This is a genomic window from Arthrobacter rhamnosi, assembly GCF_054510975.1.
Genome location: NZ_JBTNDN010000005.1, coordinates 84,642 through 105,417, shown reverse-complemented (window position 1 = coordinate 105,417; position 20,776 = coordinate 84,642). Strand labels below are relative to the sequence as shown.

Annotated in this window: 16 protein-coding genes; 9 read left to right on the top strand and 7 right to left on the bottom strand. The window is 69.6% G+C overall.

The window, feature by feature from the left end; all coding sequences use genetic code 11:
* The 5 genes from leuD to ACX80J_RS12430 all read left to right on the top strand — a co-directional run bounded on the left by leuD (position 1) and on the right by ACX80J_RS12430 (position 5,147).
* On the top strand, positions 1-600 hold the full coding sequence (gene leuD, locus ACX80J_RS12450) for a 3-isopropylmalate dehydratase small subunit (protein ID WP_459310913.1): 600 nt from the start codon (positions 1-3) through the stop codon (positions 598-600).
* A gap of 217 nt (positions 601-817) precedes the next feature.
* A complete protein-coding gene (gene murA / locus ACX80J_RS12445) occupies positions 818-2,167 on the top strand; it encodes a UDP-N-acetylglucosamine 1-carboxyvinyltransferase (RefSeq protein WP_459347992.1) in 1,350 nt (449 codons plus the stop codon).
* Positions 2,168-2,179: 12 nt separating this feature from the next.
* Positions 2,180-2,968 (top strand): lysophospholipid acyltransferase family protein, encoded by a 789-nt coding sequence (locus ACX80J_RS12440; protein WP_459347991.1) that lies wholly within the window; start codon positions 2,180-2,182, stop codon positions 2,966-2,968.
* 2 nt (positions 2,969-2,970) lie between these two features.
* A complete protein-coding gene (locus tag ACX80J_RS12435) occupies positions 2,971-4,008 on the top strand; it encodes an NAD(P)H-dependent glycerol-3-phosphate dehydrogenase (RefSeq protein WP_459348114.1) in 1,038 nt (345 codons plus the stop codon).
* Positions 4,005-5,147, top strand: a complete 1,143-nt coding sequence (locus ACX80J_RS12430; RefSeq protein WP_459347990.1) for a D-alanine--D-alanine ligase family protein — start codon at positions 4,005-4,007, stop codon at positions 5,145-5,147. Before ACX80J_RS12435 ends, ACX80J_RS12430 begins: the two co-directional genes overlap by 4 nt.
* Positions 5,148-5,196: 49 nt before the next feature.
* On the opposite strand, the gene ACX80J_RS12425 is transcribed toward ACX80J_RS12430, so the two are convergent.
* From ACX80J_RS12425 to ACX80J_RS12410, 4 genes are all read right to left on the bottom strand, one after another.
* Positions 5,197-6,282: a CE1758 family FMN-dependent luciferase-like monooxygenase gene (locus tag ACX80J_RS12425; RefSeq protein ID WP_459347989.1), complete on the bottom strand. Its 1,086-nt coding sequence runs from the start codon at positions 6,280-6,282 to the stop codon at positions 5,197-5,199.
* 51 nt (positions 6,283-6,333) lie between these two features.
* Entirely contained in the window at positions 6,334-6,957 is a 624-nt protein-coding gene (locus tag ACX80J_RS12420; protein WP_459347988.1) for an FMN reductase, read from the bottom strand.
* Between the two features lie 112 nt (positions 6,958-7,069).
* Positions 7,070-8,110 (bottom strand): YeiH family protein, encoded by a 1,041-nt coding sequence (locus ACX80J_RS12415; RefSeq protein ID WP_459347987.1) that lies wholly within the window; start codon positions 8,108-8,110, stop codon positions 7,070-7,072.
* A 100-nt stretch (positions 8,111-8,210) separates the two neighbouring features.
* Entirely contained in the window at positions 8,211-11,744 is a 3,534-nt protein-coding gene (locus ACX80J_RS12410) for a bifunctional proline dehydrogenase/L-glutamate gamma-semialdehyde dehydrogenase (RefSeq protein WP_459347986.1), read from the bottom strand.
* 142 nt (positions 11,745-11,886) lie between these two features.
* Between ACX80J_RS12410 and ACX80J_RS12405 the strand changes: the two genes are divergently transcribed.
* The gene (locus ACX80J_RS12405; RefSeq protein ID WP_459347985.1) at positions 11,887-12,804 is read left to right on the top strand and encodes a LysR substrate-binding domain-containing protein; all 918 of its coding nucleotides are present in this window, start codon (positions 11,887-11,889) and stop codon (positions 12,802-12,804) included.
* Between the two features lie 73 nt (positions 12,805-12,877).
* Complete coding sequence (ribA, locus tag ACX80J_RS12400; protein ID WP_459347984.1) at positions 12,878-14,263, top strand: GTP cyclohydrolase II; 1,386 nt, start codon at positions 12,878-12,880, stop codon at positions 14,261-14,263.
* Positions 14,264-14,334: 71 nt separating this feature from the next.
* Here ribA and ACX80J_RS12395 read toward each other — a convergent pair whose 3' ends face one another.
* Entirely contained in the window at positions 14,335-14,565 is a 231-nt protein-coding gene (locus ACX80J_RS12395; RefSeq protein ID WP_459343405.1) for a DUF3072 domain-containing protein, read from the bottom strand.
* A gap of 39 nt (positions 14,566-14,604) precedes the next feature.
* Complete coding sequence (locus tag ACX80J_RS12390) at positions 14,605-15,648, bottom strand: glycosyltransferase family 2 protein (RefSeq protein WP_459347983.1); 1,044 nt, start codon at positions 15,646-15,648, stop codon at positions 14,605-14,607.
* 132 nt (positions 15,649-15,780) lie between these two features.
* Between ACX80J_RS12390 and ACX80J_RS12385 the strand changes: the two genes are divergently transcribed.
* Both ACX80J_RS12385 and ACX80J_RS12380 read left to right on the top strand, forming a co-directional pair.
* On the top strand, positions 15,781-16,620 hold the full coding sequence (locus tag ACX80J_RS12385; protein WP_459347982.1) for an SDR family oxidoreductase: 840 nt from the start codon (positions 15,781-15,783) through the stop codon (positions 16,618-16,620).
* A 610-nt stretch (positions 16,621-17,230) separates the two neighbouring features.
* Positions 17,231-19,591 (top strand): discoidin domain-containing protein, encoded by a 2,361-nt coding sequence (locus ACX80J_RS12380; RefSeq protein ID WP_459347981.1) that lies wholly within the window; start codon positions 17,231-17,233, stop codon positions 19,589-19,591.
* Positions 19,592-19,861: 270 nt separating this feature from the next.
* Here ACX80J_RS12380 and ACX80J_RS12375 read toward each other — a convergent pair whose 3' ends face one another.
* A complete protein-coding gene (locus ACX80J_RS12375) occupies positions 19,862-20,719 on the bottom strand; it encodes an SMP-30/gluconolactonase/LRE family protein (protein WP_459347980.1) in 858 nt (285 codons plus the stop codon).
* Positions 20,720-20,776: the final 57 nt, after the last annotated feature.

The window sequence follows — 20,776 nt, the reverse complement described above, 5'->3', positions numbered from 1 at the left end:
ATGGAGAAGATCACCACCCACACCGGCATCGGCGTCCCCCTGCGCCAGAGCAACATCGACACGGACCAGATCATCCCGGCCGTGTACCTGAAGCGGATCACCCGGACGGGCTTCGAGGACGCGCTCTTCGCCGGATGGCGGAAGGAAGAGGACTTCATCCTCAACCGGGAGCCCTACTCCCGCGGCTCGGTCCTCGTCGCGGGGCCGGACTTCGGGACCGGCTCATCCCGGGAACACGCCGTCTGGGCGCTGAAGGACTACGGCTTCAAGGCCGTCCTGTCCTCGCGCTTCGCCGACATCTTCCGAGGCAACTCCGGCAAGCAGGGGCTCGTCGCCGCCCAGGTGGCGCAGGACGACATCGAGCTCATCTGGAAGATCCTCGAGAACGAGCCGGGTACCACGGTCACGGTCGACCTCGAATCGCGGACGGTGCAGTGCGGCTCGGTCAGCGCCCCCTTCCAGATCGACGACTACACGCGCTGGCGCCTGCTCGAGGGACTGGACGACATCGGCCTGACGCTGCGGCAGGAAGAGCACATCACGGCCTTCGAGGCGAGCCGCCCGTCCTACAAGCCCACCACGCTGCCCGTCCGCACCTGACGCGCTACCCGCGCCGCGACGGCGCCGCCGGCAGTAATGCATGTCACGGACTCCCCGGGCGCCTGCGAGGAATGCCGGCGTGCCCTGACGGGTTGCTAACAGCAAACAGGGGACGCTGGACGTACCCTTGTATTTCTGTCTGCTCCGCTGTGCTCCTATGCTTGGAACGAGCATTTCGGCGTCCGTGGGGTTTCAACATAGAAGGAAAATGGTATTCATGGGTAGCGTTCTGACCATTCGTGGCGGACTTCCGTTGGCCGGCAAGGTATCCGTCCGCGGTGCGAAGAACCTGGTTCCGAAGGCGATGGTCGCCGCACTGCTGGGGAACACCCCTTCGGTCCTGCGCAACGTCCCGGAGATCAAGGACGTCGACGTCGTCACCAGCCTGCTGCAGTTGCACGGCGTCACGGTGACCAAGGACCCGGTCACCGGTGACCTCACAATGGACCCGAGCGACGCCAAGATGGCCCGCTTCAAGGACATCGACGCCCATGCCGGGGATTCCCGCATCCCGATCCTTCTCTGCGGACCCCTGATGCACAGCATCGGTGAGGCCTTCATCCCCGACCTCGGCGGCTGCAAGATCGGCGACCGCCCGATCGACTACCACCTCGAGGTCCTCCGCAACTTCGGCGCGGTCGTCGACAAGCGGCCCGGCGGCATCTCCATCTCGGCCCCGAAGGGCCTGCACGGCGCGAAGCTCACCCTTCCGTACCCGAGCGTCGGAGCCACCGAGCAGGTACTTCTCACCGCCATCCGCGCGGAAGGCATCACCGAGCTCTCCGGTGCCGCCGTCGAGCCCGAGATCATGGACCTCATCGCCGTCCTGCAGAAGATGGGCGCCATCATCACGGTGCAGACCGACCGCGTGATCCGCATCGAGGGCGTCAAGACCCTCACCGGCTACAACCACAAGGCCATCTCCGACCGCAACGAGACCGCGTCCTGGGCCTCGGCGGCGCTGGTCACCAAGGGTGACATCTACGTGGAGGGCGCCCGGCAGCTCGACCTCACCGCCTTCCTCAACACCTACCGGAAGATCGGGGGCGCCTTCGACGTCGACGACGAGGGCATCCGCTTCTACCACCCCGGCGGCCTCCTGAAGCCACTGGTCCTCGAGACCGACGTCCACCCCGGCTTCATGACCGACTGGCAGCAGCCCCTCGTCGTCGCTCTCACGCAGGCTTCGGGCGTATCGATCGTCCACGAGACCGTCTACGAGAACCGGTTCGGCTTCACGGAAGCACTGGTCCGGATGGGCGCCAACATCCAGGTGCACCGCGAGTGCCTCGGCAGCGTGCCCTGCCGCTTCGGACAGCGCAACTTCCTGCACTCGGCCGTCATCTCCGGCCCGACGCAGCTGCGCGGTGCGGACATCGACATCCCCGACCTGCGCGGCGGCTTCAGCCACCTGATCGCGGCACTCGCTGCAGACGGCGTCTCGCGGGTCACCGGAATCGAGCTGATCAACCGCGGCTACGAGCGCTTCCAGGACAAGCTCGAGGGACTGGGCGCCGACTTCGACATCACGGAGGACGCCCCGGCTGCCGCCGTGGCACTCTCCTAGGCGGTCCGGCACATGGGGGAGTCACGGGACTCACGCGCCATGTTCACGTTCCTCGCCCTCTGGGTGAGGCCGGCCATGAACGGGCTGATGGGCAAGGAATGGCACGGGCAGGAGAGGCTGCCCGTGGGGATGGGCATGATCGTCTGCCCCAACCACGTCACCGAGATCGACCCGGTCGTGGTCGGGCACTTCCTGTACAACCAGGGCGTCATGCCGCATTTCCTCGCGAAGGCGTCGCTGTTCAAGGTGCCGGTGATCGGCTGGATCCTGCGCACCATCAAGCAGGTGCCCGTGGAGCGCACCTCGGCCGGAGCGAACCGCTCGCTCGAAGCCGCTCGCGAGGCCCTCGCCGACGGCGGCGGCATCATCATCTACCCCGAGGGCACCCTCACGCGCGACCCCGACATGTGGCCCATGAAGGGCCGTACCGGTGCCGCCCGGCTCGCACTGCAGACCGGCGCGCCGGTGGTGCCGATGGCCCAGTGGGGTGCGCACGAGCTCTTCCCGCGGTATGCCAAGCGCTTCTACCTCTTTCCGCGCAAGCGCGCCCGCGTGCTCGTCGGGCACCCCGTGGACCTCAGCGAGTTCAGGGACGCGCCCCTGACGAGGACCACGCTCGACGCCGCGACCGACCGCATCCTCGACGCCATCACGGAACTGCTGGCGGAGCTGAGGGGCGAGGAACCCCCCGCCGAGCGGTGGGACCCTGCGGAGAAGGAGCACAAGCGGATGGGCCGTAACGCCGGGGCGCAGGACGACGACGGGAACCCCAGGGAACCACTGACCGGAGGGGAATCGTGACAGTGGGGCCGCGCGCCGCGCAGCCCGCGAAGATCGCCGTCCTCGGCTCCGGCAGTTGGGGCACCACGTTCGCGAAGGTCCTCGCCGACGCCTCAGCCGACACAGCGGTCATGCTGTGGTCGCGACGCCCCGAGGTGGCGGCCGAGATCACGGCTGACCACAGGAACTCCCCGTACCTCGGCGACACGCGTCTTCCGGGGAACGTGACCGCCTCCGCGGACGTCAGCGAGGTCCTGGCCGGAAGCGACCTGGTGGTCCTCGCCGTGCCGGCCCAGACGCTGCGCACCCAGCTCCCGGCCTGGCGGCCCTTCCTGCCGGCCGACGCCGTCGTCGTCTCCCTCATGAAGGGCCTCGAGGTCGGCACGGACGCCCGCATGAGCGAGGTGATCGCGGAGGAGCTCGCGCTGCCGGCCGACCGCATCGCCGTCGTCTCCGGGCCCAACCTGGCCATGGAGATAGCACGCGAGGAGCCGACGGCGTCCGTCGTCGCGTGTCCCGACCACGGGACGGCGGCCTGGATCGCGGCGGCGTGCACGTCCTCCTACTTCCGCCCCTACACCTCCACCGATGTCATCGGCGTGGAGATCGGCGGCATCGTGAAGAACGTGATCGCCCTGGCGGTCGGCATCTGCGAGGGACGCCGCATGGGGGACAACACGAAGGCGTCCGTCATCACCCGCGGGCTGGCCGAGACGACCCGTCTCGCCGTGGCGCTGGGCGGCAGGCCCGAGACCATGGCGGGCCTGGCCGGCATGGGCGACCTGATCGCCACCTGCTCCTCCGCGCTCTCGCGCAACCATACGGCGGGCCACCTGCTGGGGCAGGGCCTGACCCTCGACCAGGTGACGGTGAGGATGAACCAGACGGCGGAGGGCATCAAGTCGGCCCAGGCCGTCCTCGATTCCGCCATGAAACTCGGCGTCGACATGCCCATCACCGAAAGCGTCGTGGCCGTCCTCCAGGGACGCCTGTCCGTCAACGACCTGGGGCCGCGTCTGCTGGCCCGCAACCTCAAGCCGGAAGGCGATTCCGCACCGTGACCACCGATTCTCCTGTCCGCTCCCGCAAACCCCGCGTCCTCGTCCTTTTCGGCGGCCGGTCCAGCGAGCACGCCGTGAGCTGCGTGACCGCGGCGGGCGTCCTCGAGGCGATCGACCGCACCCGGTACGAGGTCGTGCCGGTGGGCATCACCAAGTCCGGCCAGTGGTCCCTCGTCTCGGCCGATCCGTCCTCGTGGTCCCTGCGCGCCGACGTGCTGCCCGAGGTCACCGCGACCGAGCAGGCCGTGGTGATGGGCACTGCCGCCGACGGCAGCGACGGGCAGGAACTGCTCGTCGCCGCTCCCGGGTCCGTCCCCGAGAGCCTGGGCGGCGTCGACGTCGTGCTGCCTCTGCTGCACGGACCGTTCGGCGAGGACGGTACTCTGCAGGGCATGCTGGAGCTGGCCGACATGCGCTACGTCGGGGCCGGGGTCCTGGCGTCCGCGGTCGGGATGGACAAGCATTACATGAAGGTGGTCTTCGCTGCGGCGGGCCTCGAGGTGGGCCCGTACGTGGTGGTGACGGACCGCCAGTGGCGGACCGGCGCCGAGGAGAGCATCCAGCGCGCCGCAGCGCTCGGATTCCCGCTGTTCGTCAAGCCGGCCCGCGCGGGGTCCTCCATGGGGATCAGCAGGGTCGAGGACGCGGACGGCATCTGGGCTGCGGTCGAGGCCGCGCGCGTGTTCGATCCCAAGGTGGTCATCGAGGCCGGGATCCTCGGACGCGAGATCGAGGTGGCGGTCCTGCAGGGTAGGGGCCTGGACGGCCCGCGCACGTCGCTGCCCGGCGAGATCGCCATCCAGCCCGGGGAGCACGCCTGGTACGACTTCGAGGCGAAGTACGTCGACGGCGCTGCCGCCGAGCTGTCCTGCCCGGCGGACCTCCCGCAGGACGTGATCGACCGCGTCCGCAGGCTCGCGGGTGAGGCCTTCGACGCGATCGGCGGCGAGGGACTGTCCCGCGTGGACTTCTTCTACACGCCCGACGGCCGCCTGGTCATCAACGAGATCAACACCATGCCCGGCTTCACGCCGATCAGCATGTACCCGCAGATGTGGGCGAAGTCCGGCCTCGGCTACACCGAGCTCATCGACGAACTGATCGGGCTGGCGCTCGAGCGCGGCACCGGCTTGCGCTGACCGGGAAGTCCCTGCCGGTCGGGACCCGGCAAGGACCTCCCGGTCCTGGTCACCCGGCGGCCGTGACGGCGCCGACCCTGTGCGGAGTGTGCACCGGCCTGTCGGGGACATGGGCGGGTCGCCGCTTGGCGAACTCCACCCGCAGTTCGGGAAGCACGAGCTCGCCGAAGAGGTCGAGCTGGTTCAGCACCGTCTTCAGGGGCAGGCCGGCGTGGTCGATCAGGAACAGCTGGCGCTGGTAGTCGCCGAAATACTCCTGGAAGGACAGCGTCTTCTCGATGACTTCCTGGGGGCTGCCGACCGTCAGCGGCGTCTGGGCCATGAAACTCTCCATCGTCGGCCCGTGGCCGTAGACGGGGGCGTTGTCGAAGAACGGGCGGAACTCCTTCACCGCGTCCTGTGACTTCCGCGCCAGGTAGAACTGTCCGCCCAGTCCCACGATCGCCTGGTCGGCGGTGCCGTGGCCGTAGTGGGCATAGCGTTCCCGGTAGAGGCCGATGAGCTGCTGGTAGTGCTCCTTCGGCCAGAAGATGTTGTTGGCGAAGAACCCGTCGCCGAAGTAGGCGGCGATCTCCGCGACCTCCGGCGTGCGGATGGAGCCGTGCCAGACGAACGGTGCGACGCCGTCGAGCGGGCGCGGGGTCGAGGTGAAGTTGCGCAGCGGTGTGCGGTACTTGCCTTCCCAGTTCACGACGTCGTTGTCCCACAGCTGGCGCAGCAGGTTGTAGTTCTCGACGGTCAGTTCGAGGCTGTCCTGCTGGTTCTTGCCGAACCAGGGGTAGACGGGCCCTGTGTTGCCGCGGCCGAGGATCAGGTCCACGCGACCGTCGGCGAGGTGCTGCAGCGTGGCGAAGTCCTCCGCGATCTTGACCGGGTCGTTGGTGGTGATCAGGGTGGTGCTGGTGGACAGGGTGATGCGCTCGGTCTGGGCTGCGATGTAGCCGAGGAGGGTGGTCGGGGAGCTGGCGTAGAAGGGCGGGTTGTGGTGCTCGCCGGTCGCGTAGACGTCCATGCCGATCTCTTCGACCTTTTTGGCGATGGCGACGGCGGCCTTGATGCGCTCACCCTCGGTGGGCGTCTCGCCGGTGAGGGGGTTCCGGGTGACGTCACTGACTGTGAAAACACCGATTTCCATGATTCTTCTCCAAAGCGGTTGTAGGGGGTCAAAGACGGGTGGCGCGGGGGTTCAGGACGTCGGTCCCTGGATCCTCGCCAGGAGGTCCTCGAACGGTGCGGACGGTTCCATCTGGTGGGCAGGGCGTGCCGGGGGCTGCCCGGCGAGCATTCCGGCCAGTTCCCGTGCGGCACGGCGTGATCTCTGTTCCAGCGCCGGTTCGTCGTCGGTGCCGGCGCCCCAGTCCTGGGGCGCCGCATAGACGGCAGTGGGAGCCACCCGTGCCCGCAGGTAACTGAAGAGGGGCCGCAGGGCGTGGTCGAGAACCAGGGCGTGACGCGCGCTGCCGCCTGTCGCCCCCAGGAGAACGGGCATGCCCTCCAGTGCGGTGTTGTCGATGACATCGAAGAAGGATTTGAACAGTCCGCTGTAGGACCCCGAGAACACAGGACTGACGACGATCAGGGCGTCCGCGTCCGTGACCTTCCGGATGGCGGCGGCCAGGGCAGGGGGCGCGAAGCCGCTCACCAGATGGTGCGCGATGTCCACTGCGTGGTCGCGGAGCTCGAGGACGTCGACGGTGACAGCGGAACCGGAACGGGACAGCTCACCCTTCACGGCGTCCGACAACACATCGGCGAGCATTCGACTCGACGACGGGACACCGAGTCCCGCTGTGACAACTGCGATCTTCATTCTGGCACCCTCTCTAGTAGATGCATATGCATCGATTCCTACAACACGGTGAGGTGTCGAGTCATTCCCGAGGTGCCTGCCGTCGCAGGGAGGGCCTGCCGATCCGGCGTGACTAGGCCAGGACGACGACGCCGAGCAGTGAGACTCCCGCCAGCAGCAGCGTCGAGGCTGCGCCGACCACGGCGAACCGTCCCCCTGTGCGCAGGAGGCGCCGGACGTCGATCCCCGCGCCCAGTCCGAACATCCCGGCGGCCAGCAGGACGGTGCCCACGGTGCGGCCGGCGTCCAGGACCGGCGGAGGCAGGATGCCGAGCGAGCGCAGGACGACCAGGGCCAGGAAGCCCAGGACGAAGAGGGGCACGAGGGGTGCGGCCGCCCGCCCGTTCCCGTCCGCGGCGGTCGTCGTGCCGTGCCGGCCCGCGCGTCGTCGTTCCCCGAGGCCCGCTGCCGCTGCGACCGGCGCCAGCATCAGGACCCGCCCCAGCTTGACGACGGTCGCCGAGGCGAGCGCTGTCGCCCCGGCCGTACTGGCGACGGCCACCACCTGTGCCACCTCATGGACGGCGAGGCCCGACCACACGCCGAACTCCGTCGCGTCGAGGCCGAGGAGCGTGTTCAGCAGGGGCAGGGCGATGATCATGAGGGATCCGTAGAGCGTGACCATGGCGACCGCGGAGGCCACCTCGTCGTCGTCCGCGTCCGCGATGCCCTGCATCCCCGCCACCGCGGACGCGCCGCAGATCGAGAAGCCCGCTGCCATCAGGAGCGCACCGGCCCGGCTCAGCCCGAGGCGCCCACCGAGCCAGAGCGTGGCGTAGAAGCTTCCGGCGACGCACGCGACGATGAGCAGGAGGACCTGCGGGCCCAGGGCGAGGATGTCCGGCAGGGCGAGCTGCAGCCCGAGCAGGACGACGCCGGCGCGCAGCAGGCGCTTCGTCCCACCGCTGATGCCCGTGCGGAGTGTCGCCGTGTAGAGGCCGGAATTGCCCAGCAGGATCCCGAGGATCAGGGCGATCACGAGGGCCCCGAGGACGGTCTGGACGCTGGCCAGGCCCATGGCACCGGCGACGCCGGCCGCGAGCACCAGAAGACCCGGGATCCACGCTCGGAGCTGGGGATCCCGGATCTTCGGGGTGGTGCTGCGGCTGTTCATCGGTGGCGCGATCCTTCCGGCCGCCCGGCGGCAGCATGGTGCTCTCCGGATCGATTGTGCCAGAGGGCCGTTGTGCCGTCGGTGCCTTCCGCCGCCGGTCCTAGACGATGCCCTCCGTCAGCGCGTTGGGTGTGCCGAACCGGTGCGCCGTGATGCTGATGGCCTGCTCCTGCAGGAACGGGAGCAGCTCCACCCGGCCCGATTCGGTGACGGGCTGCGCGTAGATCGCGAGGTCGGGACGTCCGCCGGTCGCGGCGGCCAGCGCGGACATGCCCCCGCCGATGAGCCGGACACGCCGCACGGGAAGCGCTGCGGCCCGTGCCAGCCATGCGCCGTCGTCCTCGATGGTGAGGGTCTCGGCCTGTTCCCGGACGGCCGTACGGAGCGCCGCCGGGAGCTCCACGGCACTCGAGACCGCTACCGGGGCGCCGGCCGCCTTCGCCGCGAGGAGGACACGGACGAGATCGGCGACGGGGGCGCCGTCCGCGAGGCGCACCGTCACGGGGTGGGCCAGGTAGCGGAAGAGGTTGCGTTCGGCCGAGAGGCCGGAGACATCCTTGACCTGGCCGAACTCACCGTTCCAGGCCGCGGCGTCCGACGCCGCGGCGCGGCCCAGCCGGGCGAGGTCTGCTGCGGCCAGGCCTACCGAGCGCGCGGCGGACAGCAGCGGAGCCACGGCGGGCAGGAGCGCACCCTGGGCCACCGATTCCCGGGGGGACCAGGTCCCGAGTCCCACGAGGTAGTTGGGACCCCCTGCCTTGGTACCCGCCCCGACGGCGGACTTCTTCCACCCGCCGAAGGGCTGGCGTTGCACGATGGCACCGGTGATACCCCGGTTGACGTAGAGGTTGCCGGCCTGCACGCCGTCGATCCAGGTGGCGATCTCACGGCTGTCGAGGGAGTGGATGCCGGAGGTGAGGCCGTAGTCGATGTCGTTCTGCAGGACGATGGCGTCCTCGAGCGTCGGCGCGGTCATGATGCCGAGGATGGGGCCGAAGTACTCCGTCAGGTGGTACGTCGATCCCCGCTTCACGCCGTCGCGCACGCCGGGGCTCCACAGCCTGCCCGAATCGTCGAGCCGCTGCGGCTCCACGAGCCAGGACTCGCCGTCCCCGAGGGTCGTCAGCCCGTCGAGGAGCTTGCCGGTGGCCGGCTCGATGACGGGACCCATCTGCGTGGAGGGGTCCGACGGGTACCCGACGGACAGCGAGGTCACCGCGTCGAGGAGCTGGTTGCGGAAGCGCTGCGACGTGCCCACGCTGCCCACGAGGATGACCAGGGAGGCGGCCGAGCACTTCTGCCCGGCGTGGCCGAAGGCGGACTGCGCGACGTCCTTCGCGGCGAGATCGAGATCCGCACTCGGTGTCACGATGATCGCGTTCTTGCCGGACGTCTCGGCGAGCAGCGGCAGATCGGTGCGGAACGAACGGAAGAGCTCGGCCGTCTCGTACCCGCCGGTGAGGATCACGCGGTCCACCCGGGGATCGGAGATGAGCCGGCGCCCGAGGTCGCCCTCCTCGACCTGGACGAGGTGCAGGACCTCGCGCGGCACGCCCGCGGCCCAGAGTGCCTCGATCATGACGGAACCGGAGCGGCGGGCCTGCGAGGCCGGCTTGATGATCACCGACGAGCCGGCGGCGAGGGCGGCGAGGGTCGATCCCGCGGGGATCGCGACCGGGAAGTTCCACGGCGGTGTCACCACCGTGAGGCGGACGGGGGAGAACGAGGCGCCGTCCACGTCGTCGAGCTCACGGGCGCGCTCGGCGTAGTAGTGGGCGAAGTCCACGGCTTCGGAGATCTCGGGATCCGCCTGGTCGAGGGTCTTCCCGGTCTCGGCGGCCATGACTTCCATGAGGTCGGCACGGCGTGCCTCCAGCGCGTCGCCCGCTCGGTGGAGGACGGCCGCGCGCTCGGCGCCCGTCAGGGAACCCCAGGAGGACGCTGCGGCGACCGCGCCGGCGATAGTGTTCTCGAGGTCCTCCGCCCGGGTGAGCGTGGTGGCGGCGACGACGTCGTTGCCCAGTTCGGAGGTGGCCACGCGCTCGAGGATCGCCCTGCCCCAGGCCCGGTTGGCCGGGAGGGACGGGTCGGTGTCCGGGGTGTTGGTGAATCCGGACCCGGGGTGGGCCGGTTCGGGGAGGGTGCGGTCCTGCCGGCGGTTCGGTGCCGGGATGGAGGTGTCCAGCGCTGCCAGCGACGCGAGGAAGCGGTTCTTCTCGCGCTCGAACAGAGCCTCGTTCTCGGACAGTTCGAAGACCGCCGACATGAAGTTGTCCTGGCTCGCGCCCTCTTCGAGGCGGCGGATCAGGTAGGCGATGGCGACATCGAACTCGCCCGGGTGCACCACGGGCGTGTAGAGCAGCAGCGACCCGACGTCGCGCTTGACGGCCTCGGCCTGGCCCTGCGCCATCCCGAGGAGCATCTCGAACTCGATGCCGGAGCGTACGCCCCGCTCGCCGGCGAGGAGCCAGGCGAAGGCGAGGTCGAAGAGGTTGTGGCCCGCGACGCCGATGCGCACGTTGTCGACGCGCCCGGGCTGCAGGGCGTAGTTGAGGACGCGCTTGTAGTGCGTGTCCGAGTCCTGCTTCGTGCCCCAGGTGGCGAGCGGCCAGTCGTGGAGGGAGGCCTCGACGTGTTCCATCGGGAGGTTGGCGCCCTTGACCACGCGGACCTTGATGCCGGCACCACCCCTGGCGCGTCGGGCTGCCGCCCACTCCTGCAGCCGGATCATCGCTGCGAGGGAGTCGGGGAGGTAGGCCTGCAGCACGATCCCTGCCTCGAGGTCCCTGAACTCGGGCCGGTCGAGGATCGCCATGAACACGGCGATCGTGAGGTCCAGGTCCTTGTACTCCTCCATGTCGAGGTTGATGAACTTCGGCTTCTCGGACCGGGCGGCGAGCGCGTAGAGGGGTGCGAGCTTCTCGGCGACGTGCTCCACGGCCTCCTCGAAAGCCCACGCGGGGTGCGGGGCGACGGTGGAGGACACCTTGATGGAGACGTAGTCGACGTCCGGGCGCTCGAGGAGCCGGACCGTGCCTTCGAGGCGGCGTTCGGCCTCGTGCTCGCCGAGGACGGCCTCGCCGAGCAGGTTCACGTTGAGCCGGATGCCCTCGCGCCGGATCTTGCTGATGGACCGCCCGAGCCTCGCGTCGGAGGCGTCGATGATGAGGTGCCCCACCATCTCCCGGAGGACGCGGCGGGCGATGGGGATGACGACCTGCGGCAGCACGGGGGCGACGGCGGCGCCGACCTTCACGGCCGAGCGCATGTACCAGGGGAGGAAGCCCGGGACCTTCGGAGCGATGGCCCCGAGGTTGCGGGCTGCCACCGAGAGGTCCTCGGGGCGGATGACGCCGTCGACGAAGCCCACCGTGAAGGCGAGCCCGTTGGGGTCCTTGAGGACGCCCGCGAGCTGCTTGGCCGAGGAGTCCACCGGTACCTTCGATGCCTCGGTCAGCCAGCGCCGGACGAGGGCGACCGATGCGTCCGGCAGTCCTGCAGGGATGTCCGTCGTCCCGCCGGGAGCGGCGGAGAACCGGGGGGCGCGGTCCGACCCCGGGTAAGGGGTGGGGTGCGCGTTCTGGAGCGCCGGGGTGTCGGCGAGGCCCTCGAGGGGCGGGATCTGGGTTGTCATGGCAACGGCTTTCGGTTCGACGGCTTCCGCCGGTCACAGGATGAAGCAGCGACTTCCCGTCCAGTATCGGTCCGGCCGTAGGATTAGGAAAAGCGATGATTACCGAAGGGTATTCATCAGTAGAACCGAACCGGGAGGCCCCGTGCTCGATCTGCGCAGGCTGCGCCTGCTCCGCGAACTCAAGATCCGCGGGACCCTCGCCGACGTTGCCGCCGCCCTCAGCTACAGCCCCTCCTCCGTGTCCCAGCAGCTCGCCCTGCTCGAGAAGGAAGTGGGCGTGGAGCTGCTGCGGAAGACCGGCCGGCGGGTGGTCCTCACGGCGCAGGCCGACGTGCTGGTCGCGCATACCGCCGAACTGCTCGAGACATTGGAGCGGGCGGAAGCCGACCTGGCGGCCTCCCTGACCACGGTGTCCGGCACCGTCCGGGTGGCGGTCTTCCAGTCGGCTGCCCTGGCGCTCATGCCCGATGCCCTGACGGTCATGACGCGCGACTATCCCGACGTCCGGGTGGAGATGGTGCAGCGGGAGCCCGAGACGGCCCTGTACGAGACGTTCGCGCGGGACTTCGACCTCGTGATCGCCGAGCAGTACCCGGGCCACGCGGCTCCCTGCCACCCGGAACTCGACCACGTGCCGCTGACGGAGGATGCGATCCGCCTCGCCGTCCCACTGGTCGGACCCGCCGCCGGGATCTCCTCGGTCGCCGGGGCGGCGGGAGCGGCCTGGGTGATGGAGCCCCGGGGGGCGGCGTCCCGGCACTGGGCGGAGCAGGCATGCCGGCTCGCCGGGTTCGAGCCCGACGTCCGGTACGAGACGGCGGACCTCCAGGCGCAGATCCGGCTGATCGAGTCGGGCAACGCCGTCGCCCTGATGCCGGATCTCGTGTGGACCGGCCGCAACGTGCCGGTGCAATTGCTCGACCTCGACGAAAACCCGCGCCGGTCCATCTTCACCTCGGCGCGCCGTGCCGGTGCCCGCCGGCCCGCCGTCCTGGCCGTCCGCGAGGTCCTCGAACGCGCCGCGGCAGGCGTGAGCCGTCCGGACCGGGTGCCGCAATAAATGGTCCCCCCGTCCTGTTGACTCCTACGACACGCGTTTTCGCGTCGTCACGCCACGCTCCTAAGGTTGATGCATGACCCAGTCCACCCAGCTTGAGTCCGCCTCCGTGCCGGCCACGGTCGAGAGGGTCGCGGAGACCGTCCTGCCCACCCGGCACGGCACGTTCCGCATGATCGGCTACCGGGACGGCGAGGGGACCGAGCACGTCGCGCTCGCGCAGGGGATCCACGACGGCGTCCACGCCGCGCAGGATGCAGCTCCGCTGGTCCGCGTCCACAGCGAGTGCCTCACGGGCGACGCCTTCGGGTCCTGGCGCTGCGACTGCGGGGAACAGCTCGACGCCGCGCTCGCCGCCATCTCCGAAGAGGGCCGCGGCGTCGTGGTCTATGTGCGGGGACACGAGGGCCGGGGCATCGGCCTGCTCGACAAGCTGAAGGCGTACGCCCTGCAGGACCGGGGCGTGGACACGGTCGATGCGAACACCGCCCTCGGGCTTCCCGTCGACGCCCGGCGCTACGACCAGGCCGCGGAAATCCTGCAGGACCTCGGCATCGGCGCCGTCCGCCTGCTCTCCGGCAATCCCGCCAAGGAGGAAGCGCTGGAGGACCTCGGCATCGCGGTCGTCGAGCGCCGCGGACTGCCCGTGTCCGAGCGCTCGGAGAACGCGGGATACCTCGCGACCAAGCGGGCACGGATGCGGCACGACGAGGCCCCCTCGGCCGACGCGTGGAGCGACCTGCTCGACGGCGTCGTCCCTGCAGCGCCCGCGCCGGGCGAGGCGGAGGAGCTCGCGCACCGGTACGGCTACCTGGCCGGTGCGTCAGGACAGGTCGTCGTCGGGCAGCTGCGCCAGAGCCTGGACGGGTTCATCGCGTCGCGCTCCGGCGACTCCGGCTTCCACGAGGACCGCGGCGACCACGGGCACCTCCAGCGGCTGCGCGCCCTCGTGGACGCCGTCGTCGTCGGTGCGTCCACCGTGCTCACCGAGGACTGCTCGCTCGCCGTCGAGGACGTTCCGGGCAGCAGCCCCGTCCGCGTGGTGCTCGACGCCGCGGCGCGGGTGGACGTCGGCGCGCGCGTCCTGGCCGACGACGGCGTGCCCACCCTCTGGATCATTGGGCACGATGCGGAGGTGCCCGCGGCCCTGCCCGCCTCGGTGGAGGTGGTGAGGCTGGCCGCGGACGATTTCGCGCCGCGCCGCGTCCTCGACATCCTGCAGGCGCGGGACCTGTGGAAGGTGCTGGTCGAGGGAGGCGGCAACACCGTCTCGCGCTTCCTGGAGGCCGGCCTGCTCGACCGGCTGTACCTGACCACTGCCCCGGTGCTGGTGGGCGACGGCGTCCCCGGTATCCGGTTCTCCGGGTCGGATGCGCTGGCGGAGGCCCGCACGGCACCCGTCCGCCGGTTCGTCTTCGGCCAGGACATCTGCACCGAGTTCAACTTCGCCGCCGTGCGCTGATCCTGCCGGAGCAAGCATCGGGGCGGCAGCGCCCCGCCCTGCAGCATCCGAGGATGCTGCAGGAGGGGTGGCTACGAGTCGCCGCCGAGCCTCTTGCTCTTGTTCTGCAGGCGGTCGATGTGCTCCGAGGCCTCCGCCTTGGTGATGTCCGCCGGGATCTCCTCGCCCGCCTCCCGTGCCAGCGTGTCGAGGTAGCTGCGCTGCGCGGCGGTCATGGGCTCGTCGCCGGTGACCCAGTCCGCAGGATCCCGTTCGAAACCGCCCTCAGGCTCGGAGGTGGGGCTTCCCAGTGTGTCTGCCATGTCGGTTCCTATCGGTCGTGGCCAGCATGAGCCATCAGTCTACTTACTTTCCCGGGGTGCCCTGCGTGGGGGCGCTGCCGGGGGAGAGGTGGCTCCTGCCGGCGCCGCGCCGGCGATGCCGCGCTGCTCGAGCCGCGCGCGCAGGTACCGCTCCGAGTGCGCTGCGAGGAGCATCCTGCCGCCGGCGTACCGCACACCCCCGCGTGCCCTGCTCCCGACGGCGAGCCAGCTGCAGACGGCGCGTTCGAGGAGCCAGACCGGTGCCCACAGGGCGGCCGTGGGCCCGAAGACGTGCCGTCCGCCCCGCCGTCGCCGGCCCACCTCGGCGACGGCGACGACCGCCAGTCCCGCCAGCGCGAGGTGGTGCGGGGCAGGTCGGGCCAGGAGGACCGCGGGCAGCAGGCCGAGTTCGACGGCGAGCCGTCCGGGCTGCGCGAAGCTGTCATAGGCCTGGCGGACCCGCTGGCGGCCGAAGTGCCGCGAGGAGCAGGGGAGCCGTGCCACGAAGCGGTCGTCGGCGCGGGCCTCGACGCCACCGGCCGCCTTCACGGTGCGGATGAGCTCGAGGTTCTCGAAGAGGGCGTCGGCGCAGTAGCCGCCCGCCGCGAGGAGCGTGCTCCGGCGGACGCCGAGCGTGCCCGGATAGTCGGAGGAGAAGGCCCTGTTGAGCAGTGTGCGGCCCGTGTCCCACCGGGCGTGCCACGGCAGCCGGGCGAAGTAGTTCTGCGGGCGCACGAGGTCGGACTCCTCGAGGAGCTCGAGGACCTCCTGGAGCTCGGGGCGCCGGTACCGGACGTCGTCGTCCGCGATCACGACGAGCTCGTGCCGAGCCGCGGCGAGCCCCGTCAGCACGCCGTGCACCTTCCCGTTGCCGCCCCGGCGGACGAGCTCCGGATCGGGCCGTAGATGGCGGACCTCCGGCGGGAAGGCCCGGGAATGCCGGTCGAAGGAGGGCTCGTCGGAGCCGTCGACCACGGTGACATCGATCCAGCGGACGAGATCGCGCAGGTAGTGCGCCAGTTCCGTCACGGGCCCCGTGCCGTTCCACTTCAGGGGCAGGATGTATTCGGCTGCGTACTGCATGGACGGTGGGTGTCCTCCTTGCGCAACGGATTTTCCGACCGGCCGGCCGCTTCCCTTCAATTACTAAGCGTGCTTACGGTGAGGGTGCAAGGAACCGGCGGGTGGAATTGCCCGTAGACACCAGGAGGAACAGTGAGCCAGCCAGCGCAGCAGCAGGAACCGCCCGGAACCACCGGTGCCATGGAGCCCACCCCGGACCACGGCGAGCAGTCCTACCGCGGGTCGGGACGACTCGCCGGCAAGAAGGCGGTCATCACGGGTGGTGACAGCGGCATCGGTCGGGCTGTCGCCATCGCCTATGCACGGGAGGGGGCCGACGTCCTCATCAGCTACCTGAACGAGGACGAGGACGCCCAGGAGACGGCACGGTGGGTGGAGGAGGCCGGGCGGAAGGCTGTCCTGTTCCCGGGAGACCTCGCCGATCCTGCGACGTGCCGGGCCGTGATCGACACGGCCGTCCAGGAGTTCGGGAAGGTGGACATCCTCGTCAGCAACGCCGCCTTCCAGATGACGCACGAGACCATCGAGGAGATCCCGGACGAGGAGTGGGACCGCACCCTGGCCATCAACCTCAGCGCGTTCTTCCACCTCACGAAGGCGGTTCTGCCCTTCATGCCGCCGGGCGGGTCGATCATCGGCTCGAGCTCGGTGAATTCCGACAACCCCGTGCCCACCCTGCTGCCCTACTCGGCGACGAAGGCCGGCATCGCGAACATGACGGCGTCGATGGCCCAGCTCCTCGCGGACCGCGGCATCCGGGCGAATTCGGTGGCACCCGGTCCCATCTGGACCCCGCTCATCCCGGCCACGATGCCCGAGGACGAGGTGGAGAGCTTCGGCCAGCAGGTCCCCCTGCAGCGGGCCGGTCAGCCCGCCGAACTCGCGGCCGTCTACGTCCTGCTGGCGTCCGACGAGGCCAGCTACGTCTCGGGTGCGCGCATCGCGGTCACCGGAGGCAAGCCGATCCTCTGACGTCCCCCCGGCCCCATCCGCGGCCGGACCGGCGACGAAGGACTTTCGGCATTCCCCGGGCGCTTGACAGTGGTGGTCCGGGGAATGCCGAACACCGATTGAGCATTTAGTACGTATGCGCAACCACCAATGTGCGTAGCCTCGACTTCTGTCCGGGTATCTTTCTCTCCCGAAGGAAGTATCCCGTCTCAAATCTCCGGTGTATCCCACTCGTGCTCGCGACACCACGTCTTCCTAGTGTCGAATGCAGGTCTTTCGCTGCATTTGCTGGGAACAGGACGGCACCACTGTGGATTCGCGAACGCAAGCTTTCATCACCGGCGTCATCCGTGCGTCGGGTGGTCACACCGCCGCGTCGCCCGGCGAGAAGGTCGTCGCCGCAGGGCGAGCCCACCTCATGGACGCTGCCCCATCGCCGGCCGACGATATGGCTCGGCGGGGCGGACCGGTGCGTTCGGGCGCGGTACGACGTTCCCGCGTTCGTCGCTGGCCTGCCCTCCTGATGGCGCTCCTGCTCGTCGTGGGATGTGGGACGGCTAGGTTCCCTCAGCCCTCCGGTCCTGCCGCGCTGCACGCGCACGCTTCCGTACTGGCCCAGCAGAGTGGGGCTGTGCCGGCGGCCGGGCTGCACATCCACGATGCGGTGCTGCCCGCCGCTCTGGTGGAGCCGGCCGCCACCCTTTTGCCACGGACCGGGTGGACGGTCACGGCCAGTGACGAGGAGACCACAGTCACTGACGGAAAGGCTGTCAACGTGCTCGACGGCAGTGCCACGACGATCTGGCACAGCCGGTATTCCCCCGCGCCCGCAGCACCACTGCCGCACTCCCTCACCATCGACACGAAGGCGTCGCAGAGTATCGGAGGCCTGCGCTACCTTCCGCGGTCGACGGGTTCGAACGGCCGGATCGGCAGCTTCGAGATCCGGGTGAGTGCCGATGCTGTCACCTGGAGCAAGCCGGTGGCCTACGGCACCCTGGCGGACTCCGCCACGGAGAAGACCGTGAGCTTCACCGCCGTCAACGCCCGCTACGTCCGACTGATCGCGACCTCAGAGGCGGGGAACCGCGGTCCCTGGAGCACCGCAGCGGAAATCAACCTGCTCGCTGGTGCAACGCCGCCCGCCCCAGGGGTCCTCCCTCGCACAGGCTGGACCGCATCGGCAAGCGACGAAGAGACCGCCCGCGCGAACGGCCGTGTAGGTAACATCCTGGACGGCAATACGGCGACGATCTGGCACAGCAGGTGGTCGCCTGCACCGGCAGCACCGCTGCCGCACAGCATCACGATCGACACGAAGACGGCGCAAAGCATGGCCGGTCTGCGCTACCGTCCGCGGACCGACAGTGCGAACGGACGGATCGGGGCGTACTCGATCGAGGCCAGCTCCGACGGCATCATCTGGAGCAGGGTCGCCAACGGCACATGGCCCGACACCAGCGCGGAGAAGACCGTCTCCTTCACCCCGGTCGTGGCCCGGTACGTCCGACTGACCGCGAGTTCTGAAGCGGGCAACCGCGGCCCCTGGAGCAGTGCCGCGGAGATCAATATCCTCGGTCCGTCGGCGGGGTCCTGGGGCCCCACCATCAGCTTTCCCCTCGTCCCGGCGGCCGCGGCACTGCTGCCCGGCAACAGGTTGCTGACCTGGTCCGCCTACTCCGCGACCACCTTCGGGGGAAGCAGGGGGTACACCCAGACATCCATTCTGGATCTCACCACGGGCAAGGTGACAAAGGCCCAGGTCTCGAACACGGGCCACGACATGTTCTGCCCGGGCACCTCTATGCTGGCCGACGGGACCATCATGGTCAGCGGCGGCAGCAACAGCTCGAAGACGAGCCTGTACAACCCCGCAACCGATGCCTGGACGCCGGGACCGGACATGAAGATCGCGCGCGGCTACCAGAGCAACGTGACCACCTCCACGGGCGAGGTCTTCGCCATCGGCGGCTCCTGGTCCGGGGGAACCACCCCGAAGAGCGGGGAGGTATGGTCCCGCGCCGGCGGCTGGCGAATCCTGCCGAACGTGGGGGTCGACAGCATCCTGACGGCGGATCCCCAGGGCCCGTATCGTGCGGACAATCACGCCTGGCTCTTCGCCGCCCCCGGAGGGCGCGTCTTCCATGCCGGTCCGAGCCGGCAGATGAACTGGATCTCCACTACCGGCGACGGCAGCATCACCTCGGCCGGGCTGCGGTCGGACAGCGCGGACGCCATGAACGGGGATGCGGTGATGTACGACGTCGGCAAGATCCTGACCGTGGGCGGTGCGACCGCCTATCAGAAGGTCGCTGCGACGGCGCGTGCGTACACCATCGACATTAACAACGGGGTGCGGGTGCAGCGGACCGGTGACATGGCCGTTACGCGGTCGTTCGCGAACGGAGTCGCCCTGCCCGACGGTCAGGTGTTCGTGGTCGGCGGCCAGGCCACCCCCGTTCCGTTCACCGACACGGATGCCCGGATGTCTCCTGAGATCTGGAACCCGGTCACCGGCAGGTGGACCATGCTGGCCCCGATGGCGGTGCCCCGGACCTATCACAGCGTTGCCCTGCTGCTCCCGGACGGGAAGGTCTTCGTCGGCGGTGGAGGGCTTTGTACCAACTGCACCACGACGAACCATCTGGACGGAGAGATCTTCACGCCGCCGTACCTGCTGAACGCCGACGGCAGCGAGCGTGCGCGGCCTGGGATCGTCAGCGCGCCCACCAGTGCCACTGTCGGCAGCACCATCGCGGTGACCACCGGTGCACCGGTGAAGTCGTTCGCCCTGATGCGCATGAGCACCGTCACCCACACCGTGAACACCGACCAGCGGCGCATTCCTTTGACCCCCACATCGGTGTCCGGCAATACGGCGTCGTTGAGGCTGCCTACGGACCCCGGGATCCTCGTACCGGGCAACTACATGCTGTTCGCAGTGGACAGCAACGGGGTGCCCAGCGTCGCGTCGACGCTGGTCGTCACGTGACGACAACCAAAACGAAGGCCTGCAGTACCTGGTTGGTCCGGAGACTGTGTCTGATGTCCCGGCCTGTCAGCCGGCAGGGCCCGCTCGGCCAGTTCCTGTGCCATGTCGGGGAGAAGGATCGTGGTGCCGTTGTGCCTGCAGCCTGAGAAGTCGATTTCCCGCGGATTTCCGGATGGGCTCGCAGGGGATGGACCGGTTCAGTGCCTGGTTCGATGGAAGCGTATGCACTAACTACCGTGTGTCGCGAGAACTCGGAAGCCTGGAGGAAACCTACCCCCTGAACATCGGCAGCGGCGTGCCGGCGACTCCGGGCTCGACGGCGAACAAAGCCCCCGCCGTCGGCTCGGACCCGGCCGGGATGTTCTCCTGCGTGGTGGTGATGAACAGCGTCCCGAGGTCCGTCCCACCGAAAGCGCACGCGGTCACGTTCGTGACGGGCAGCGGGATGTGCTCGGAGAGCCTGCCCGAGGCGTCGTAGCGGGCGACGGCCCCGCCCCCGTAGAGCGCGGTCCAGATACCGCCCTCCGCGTCGATGGCCATGCCGTCGGGCATACCGAGTGCGGGCTCGACGACGGCGAACGTGCGGCGATCGGTGAACCGCCCGCTCCCCACGTCGTACCCGAGGGCGTCGATCCTCCCCGTGGGGGTGTCGCTGAAGAACGCGGTCCCCCCGTCCGGGGAGAAGTGGAGGCCGTTCGAGATGGTGGCGCCGGTCAGCACGGTGGACACCGAGAGGTCCGTGTCCAGGGAGTAGAGGGTGCCCAGGCCGAAGCCGCCCTGCCACCCCATCGATCCGCAGAGGAAGCGTCCGGCCGGGTCGCAGCCGCCGTCGTTCATGCGCACGGCCGCATCGCTGAATGCCTCCGGTCCGTGCTCGAGAACCGAGAAGGCGTCGTCGGCGAACAGGAATCCCCGCTCGACCCCGACCACGTAGCCGCCCGACTCCCGGCCCCGGATCACACCCGCGAGCCGGGGGTGCACGTCGTGGCGGTCGATGCTGCCGTCCTCGTGGCGTACCAGGACGTCGCCCTCCATCATGTCGACGAGCAGGAGCTCGCTGCGGCGTGGGTCCCAGTACGGGCCTTCGCCGTGGAAGGTGCAGACGTCGGAGATTTGCTCGGCCTTCACGGGTCCTCCTGCTGGTCGGTACGGTCGGGATGGTTCGTGCTGGGGTGCATGGCCGGC